The organism is Ensifer sp. NM-2 (genome assembly GCF_003024455.1).
GTDB classification, from domain to species: Bacteria; Pseudomonadota; Alphaproteobacteria; order Rhizobiales; family Rhizobiaceae; genus Ensifer; species Ensifer canadensis.
On record NZ_PVZR01000129.1, the window covers coordinates 1 to 482 of the forward strand.

The 482-nt window shown below is 69.9% G+C and carries 1 protein-coding gene; it reads right to left on the reverse strand.

Translation table 11 applies throughout. The features are described from left to right. Window positions 1–482: 2,3-bisphosphoglycerate-dependent phosphoglycerate mutase (locus tag C6558_RS39115; RefSeq protein ID WP_146161019.1), on the reverse strand; the 482-nt coding region annotated here is incomplete at both ends.

Below are 482 nucleotides of genomic sequence, written 5' to 3' on the forward strand. Positions count from 1 at the left end.
GGCAGGAGCCGGTCGTGCAAGACGGGGCGGACCCGCTTGATGACGTCCGAGAGTGCCTCGGTGCGTCGGAGGGCGCCGTCGGGCAGGCCGCGCAGCGCGGAGCTCGACCGCAGTTCCTCCCATAGGTGCAGCGACATCGGTGGCGGTGTGCCGGTACGGGACCTGCGGAGCCGCACGTACTCGTCGTCACCGAGCATCCGACGGGCGTCGGTCTTCGTCATCCCGGTCAGGGCACCGTAGTTGCGTTCGTTGAGCTGCCACACCGCTTCCGTGGGCAGCTGTGTCCCGAGGGCGTCGCAGACCAGTTCGGCGGTGCGGACGGCACGGCGCAATGTGGAGGTGACCACGACGTCCGGCGTGATGTGGTTCGACCGGAGGAGCTGTCCGGCTGCGGATGCTTGCCGTTCGCCGCGGTGCGTGAGCGGGACGTCGAGGAGCCCGGTGAAGGTGCCGGCTTCGTTCGCGGTGCTCTCCCCATGCCG